This is a genomic window from Longimonas sp. (assembly GCF_040409695.1).
Lineage (GTDB): Bacteria > Bacteroidota > Rhodothermia > Rhodothermales > Salinibacteraceae > Longimonas.
Window position 1 is genome coordinate 1 of sequence record NZ_JARWGJ010000155.1, and the last position, 5795, is coordinate 5795.

Consider the following 5795-nt stretch of genomic DNA (forward strand, 5'->3'; position numbering starts at 1 on the left):
CCCTCCATTTCCGGATGCGCCCCGCTTCCAGCACGCGTACAACGGACTCCTCACCCTGGCCGACTGGATCGGCTCCGATAACGAGCGGTTCTTTCCGTTTGTGACCGACTATTCGGATCCGATGCCTGCTGCGCGCCAGCGAGCCGCCACCGCTATCGAGAAGCTCTTTCTGGAGGGCGATGCGCTGCGCATCCACCTGCCTGAATCGGTTGGATTCGACCGCATTCTCGAAGACCCAACCTGGACGCCCCACCCCGTGCAGCAGGCGTGCTACGACCTGCCCATTCACGACCGCGGCAGCCTCACCATCCTCGAATCCGACACCGGCTCCGGAAAAACCGAAGCCGCCCTCGCCCGGTACGTTCGGCTCTTTCAGGCCGGACAGGTGGATGCGATGTACTTTGCCGTGCCTACGCGCAGCGCCGCCACCCAGTTGCACGGACGCGTTGAGGCCACCATCAAACGTGTTTTTGGGGATGCGGAGCGGCGTCCCCCGGTCGTGCAGGCGGTGCCCGGCTACATCAAGGCCGACGATCGCGAGGCGATGCGGCTACCCGGCTTTGAGGTGCGCTGGGACGATGAGGACGAAACCATGCAGTACCGCGGCTGGGCCGCCGAATCCCCCAAACGCTATCTGGCTGGCCCCATTGTGGTGGGCACCGTCGATCAGGTGTTGCTCTCTGCGCTGCAGGTGCCGCATGCCCACATGCGCAGCGCCGCGCTTCTCAGGCACTTTCTGGTGGTCGACGAGGTGCACGCCTCCGATGTATACATGACCGCGCTCATGGATCGCGTGCTCGATCAGCACTTGCACGCCGGCGGCCATGCGCTTATGATGTCGGCTACCCTTGGCTCGTCGGCACGTACCCGCCTTACCACCGCCCACCGTGCGGATCCCCCCGACCCCAAAACCGCCGAGACCGAGGAGTATCCGCTGCTCACGCACGTAGCGGCCGACCGGCGCGATCCTACGTCGGTGCATGCAGCCTCGGTGAGCAGCGCCAAAACGGTGCAGCCTACGCTTCACCCCATCGCAAACGCCCCCGAAACGCTGGCCGAGCGTGCAGCGCAGTACGCCAACCAGGGCGCCCGCGTCCTCATCATCCGCAACCTGGTGGACGATTGCGTGGCTACGCAGCGCGCGGTGGAGGCGGTGGCGCCTCCTCAATATCTGTTTGGATGCGACGGCACAGCGGCTCCCCACCACTCCCGATTCGCCCCCGACGACCGCGCCCGCCTCGACGATGCGATCGAATCCACGTTCGGAAAAGACGCCGACCGCACCGGGGGGTGCATCGCCGTGGCCACGCAGACGGTAGAGCAGAGCCTCGACATCGACGCCGATATTCTGCTCACCGATCTGTGTCCGATAGATGTGCTCTTGCAGCGCATCGGACGGTTGCACCGGCACACGCGGGCCCGCCCCGATGGATTCGACACGGCCCGGTGCGAGGTGCTCGTGCCGCCGGAGCGCGACCTGGGCGCGGCCATCACCGGCGAGGGCAAAGGCATTCAGGGCGATCATGGGCTGGGCACCGTGTACCAGGATCTGCGCATGCTGGAGGCCGCCTGGCAGGTGCTCGACGACGAGGCGCTACCGAGCTGGCGCATCCCCGACCACAACCGGCTGTTGGTGGAGCGGGCCACACACCCCGACCGGCTCCATCGCATTGTGGAAGAGGCGGAGGGCGACGCCTGGGCGCGCCACGAGCGCTGGGTGATGGGCGAGCAGATGGCGAATCAGCAGCATGCTACGTACAACACGATTGACTTCTCAAGCCGGTATTCCGAGAATGGCTTTCCTGGTGATACGGAGCGCATCGTGACGCGCCTGGGCGAGCCGGATTACCGCATCCACCTGCCCGAACCGCTGCCCGGTCCGTTCGGATCGGACATCAGCGAGGTGAGCCTGCCGCAGTGGCGTTTTGACGACCCGCCCGAGACCGATGAAGCCGAGTCGGCCCGTTCGTTCGAAGGCGGCTTCCGGTTTACCATTGCCGGACAGACATTTCGGTATGATCGGTTTGGGATTGCGGATGCGTGAGATGTTTGAGCACAATCACGATACCTTGAATCCCTGCTCAACTATCCAAGCTGATCGGTGGGAATGGCGGGGCCCGTGTAGTCAACGGCACCGACAACAGCATCGAGCTGGGTTTCGGGAAACGGAGAGACTGGACGAATCATGAGTCCGTTAGCAGTTGCGACCAGTTCAAGCTGCTGGCCGGTAGACCAACCATAGCGGATGCACACATCGTCAGGGAGAACGATGGAGCCGTCGCTGGCAAGTGTGGTGTGTGCAGGCATGAGGATTCTTGTGCTTGGATAGGTAAGCTTAGGCACATTGTTGTTGAGACATCGCTCAAACCGGGTCCGTTCCTTTGCATGGGAGCGGCGCTGTTCACTCGCATGGATTGGCTGGACCTCGCTCACCAAATGTCATCTTGAGCGGAGCGGCTCCGTCTAAAAGACGTGGAGTCCTGACACGAGCGTAGCGACTGATGAGCGTAGCGAATAAAGATCTCCCTCGAAATGAGCAGGGCCGCTCGATCGATCAGAGCCTGCTGAACGTTGGGGAGATGGTTCGGCGTGCTCCGGGCTGGGCCCGTCGCGTGCTCACCATGACAGATTTCTTGGAGGTGGACGGACACAGAGTTTGGCACGGTCCAAACTTGTCATCGCGAGGAGGGAGCCCTGCGACTGACGCGGCGCTGTGAGCGGTAGCGAACGAGTACTCTTGGGGTGCGATCTCATGCCGTTGATTGGGCGGCTACACCTGGCCTGATAGCATGAGATTGCGTCGCTGCGCTCGCAATGACATGGTTGTGGATTTTTCTCGGTACGTTAGGTAGCCATGCGTTACCCGAAGATTGACCTGTGACAGCGCAGTAGCCCAGGAATTACGACGAGACAGTACGCTCCCAAAATGTTCCCGACACAAAATGTCGCGTTGGAAGAGAGGTGTTTGTATGCTACGCTCACGCATCCGGCAGCATCACAAAACCATCGCTGTCCCCAGACCTGTTTCTGTTCACGAAAAACAAACGTCCATCAAGGTTATGTTGTCACGCTGATTAAGGTCATATAAACGTCCTTCCTGTCCGCCCATTGCGCGCTACTCGTTTTCTAATCCGCTACATGTATGCCGTATTCCCTGCTTGACGAGCCGCTCTTCCGCATACGTCTGCCTGATGGTAAGCACACTGGGGCGACCCTACCGGAGGTGCTGGCCCATCTTTCTACCGATGACATTGCCTCGTTTGAGGCGCTGCAGCCGCATCAACAGCAGCCGTGGTACAGTCTGCTGGTGCAACTCGGCGCGCTGACGCTGGCCCGCACGGCCCACGAGGATCTGCCCGACACACCGCGCGAATGGCATACCGCCCTTCGAGCACTGGCAGACGGCGATGCCCAGGCGTGGCAGCTCGTGACCGACGATCCGGCGCAGCCTGCCTTCATGCAGCCGCCAATTCCCGAGGGCAGCCTGAAGGAGGCCAAGTACAAAGACGACATCCCCACGCCCGACCAGCTTGATGTGCTCATCACGTCGAAGAGCCACGACGTAAAGTCCACGCGGATTACAGCGCCACAGCCCGAGCATTGGACCTATGCGCTCGTTACGCTGCAAACGATGGAGGGCTTCCTGGGCCGCGGCAACTACGGGATCGTGCGGATGAACGGCGGCTTCGGCAACCGTCCGCTCGTGGGACTGACGCCCGATCTGGCGTGGGGGCCGCGCTTTCGGCGTGACGTAAAGGTGCTCTCGGATGCGCGGGGCGATCTGCTCGACCGCTACGATGCACAGGGACCTATGCTGCTCTGGACGGAGCCGTGGGGCGGTGCGAAAGATGAAGCGATTTACTTGTATGACTGCGATCCGTACTTCGTGGAGATCTGCCGTCGTATCCGCTTTACCACCAACGACGACGGATCGCTCCGCTGCTGGCGCGCCAATACGAAAGGACAGCGCCTGGATGCGCCCGATAGCCTCAACGGCATGACCGGAGACCCGTGGACGCCCGTCGACAAGGGCGAGGGAAAAGCGCTCACGCTGGGCGAAGCAGGATTTACCTACCAGAAGCTGCACGACATCCTGCTGGGTGAAGACTACGAGCGTCCGCCTGCGCTGCAGTTACAGTCGGGCGAAACGAATTCGATGTATCTGGTGGCCCGCACGCTGGTGCGTGGGCAAGGAAAAACCGACGGGCTGCATCACCGCATTGTGCCTGTACCGTCGACGGTAACAGCCTTCCTGACGGATAACACAGCCCGCGACCAGCTGGCAAAGCGCGCGAAGATGCGCATTGAAAAGGCGGCCACCGTGCGCAGCAAGGTGCTCTATCCCGCGCTCAGCGCAGTGCTGACCGGACGCCCGGATGAACGCCCCGACAGCGATCAGCTTGCGCCGTGGATGGATGCCTTCGACCGGGCCATCGATGCGCGCTTCTTCGAGCGGCTCTGGGCCTCGGTTGAGATGGAGCAGCAGGCGGCCCAGGCCGACTGGCAGCAGCTTCTGCGCGACGAGGCGGAGGCGCAGTTCAACGACGCCAAAGACCACGCGCCGCAGTCCGCCACCCGCTACTGGCGCGCCCACAGCAGCGCGCAATCCATCTTCCAGGGCGCGCTTCGGAATCATCTGCCTGAATCGTTTCCTGAAAAAGATGCCGCGGAACCGGCATCTGTCCAGAAGGCGAAAGCATGAGAACGTGAAACGCACTGCGGATCCGGCTTGCCGCTGCATTGGCTACATCTGTACTTCCTGAATCAATCTTTCTTACGGACATCATGCCCGAACCTGCTGCACCACCCGCCGAATCCCCCGAAACCGAGCGTCCTAATCTGGCTACCGTTGTGGGACGCGCGGCGCGGATGATCCATCCCGATGATGGCAGTCTGCCTAATGGTGACCGCGCTGCGCTACGCCGCGTGAACCCCGAGGCGCCGGTCACGCCCGCGCTCTGGAAAGTGCTACACGGACTCAACATCCCCGAGCCCGACCCGCAGTACGGCACCTCAGAGGCAGCCGTTGCCCAATATGAACGCAACTGGGGGCTTCTACTCATGGGCATGTCTCACTGTGCGGGACTACATGACTACAAGGTACCGCTTGGCAAAGCCCTCGCGCTGGCGGGCTGGTCGGAGCTGCGCTTCACCCGTCTGATGGAGGCCGACGACGAAACGCTCCCGAAGCTTCTTCGCCGCATGGCCCAGTATCTGGCCAGCAAAGACCAGGCAGCCAATTGGGCCGATGTCGCCTACCTGCTGTTCACGCGCGGTGATGCTGGACACAAAACCCGCCTGCGCATCGCCCGCGCCTACTACCGCACGCTCTACCAGAAAGAGCAAGATGCCGCCTGATGTCCGGCAGCATACGCCTCCACATAAGACGCCCCCACATAAGTACTTCTTTACACCAACCAACACCCCCTTTTATGTTTATTCAGCTTCACACCCTCACGTCCTACCCCTCGGCCCTGCTCAACCGAGATGATGCTGGTTTTGCCAAAACCCTTCCGTTTGGCGGCACTACCCGCACCCGCGTCTCCTCGCAGTGCCTCAAATACCACTGGCGCAACTTCGACGGGCCCGAGTCCATCCGCAACGCGGGCGAAGACATGTCCATCCGCTCACGCGAGACCTTTCAGCGCCGTGTAGCTCAGCCGCTCATCGACGAGGGCTACCCGGCTCCGCTCGTGCGCGCTGTCACGTTTGCGCTCAAAGAACGGCTGCTGTCGGATAAGAAGGCCGGCAAGCGGGATACGAAGAACATCATCGATCCCGGCGAAGACGACAAC

5 protein-coding genes are annotated in these 5795 nt (G+C 61.9%); 4 read left to right on the plus strand and 1 reads right to left on the minus strand.

The window, feature by feature from the left end; all coding sequences use genetic code 11:
• Nucleotides 1-2044: CRISPR-associated helicase Cas3' (gene cas3, locus PPP56_RS09610; protein WP_353563825.1), on the plus strand; the 2044-nt coding region annotated here is incomplete at its 5' end.
• Nucleotides 2045-2085: 41 nt separating this feature from the next.
• On the opposite strand, the gene PPP56_RS09615 is transcribed toward cas3, so the two are convergent.
• Nucleotides 2086-2307: an AbrB/MazE/SpoVT family DNA-binding domain-containing protein gene (locus PPP56_RS09615; protein ID WP_353563826.1), complete on the minus strand. Its 222-nt coding sequence runs from the start codon at nucleotides 2305-2307 to the stop codon at nucleotides 2086-2088.
• 835 nt (nucleotides 2308-3142) lie between these two features.
• On the opposite strand from PPP56_RS09615, the gene casA reads away from it, so the two are divergent.
• The 3 genes from casA to PPP56_RS09630 form a co-directional block, all read left to right on the plus strand.
• The gene (casA, locus tag PPP56_RS09620) at nucleotides 3143-4702 is read left to right on the plus strand and encodes a type I-E CRISPR-associated protein Cse1/CasA (RefSeq protein ID WP_353563827.1); all 1560 of its coding nucleotides are present in this window, start codon (nucleotides 3143-3145) and stop codon (nucleotides 4700-4702) included.
• A gap of 83 nt (nucleotides 4703-4785) precedes the next feature.
• Nucleotides 4786-5358, plus strand: a complete 573-nt coding sequence (casB, locus tag PPP56_RS09625; RefSeq protein ID WP_353563828.1) for a type I-E CRISPR-associated protein Cse2/CasB — start codon at nucleotides 4786-4788, stop codon at nucleotides 5356-5358.
• A 74-nt stretch (nucleotides 5359-5432) separates the two neighbouring features.
• Nucleotides 5433-5795, plus strand: a 363-nt coding sequence (locus PPP56_RS09630; RefSeq protein ID WP_353563829.1) for a type I-E CRISPR-associated protein Cas7/Cse4/CasC, incomplete at its 3' end; no start/stop codon positions are given.

Excerpts from the sequence above, each read along its gene's own strand:
- PPP56_RS09615 (WP_353563826.1), bottom strand. The coding sequence starts at position 2,307 with ATGCCTGCACACACCACACTTGCCAGCGACGGCTCCATCGTTCTCCCT.
- casA (WP_353563827.1), top strand. The coding sequence starts at position 3,143 with ATGCCGTATTCCCTGCTTGACGAGCCGCTCTTCCGCATACGTCTGCCT.
- casB (WP_353563828.1), top strand. The coding sequence starts at position 4,786 with ATGCCCGAACCTGCTGCACCACCCGCCGAATCCCCCGAAACCGAGCGT.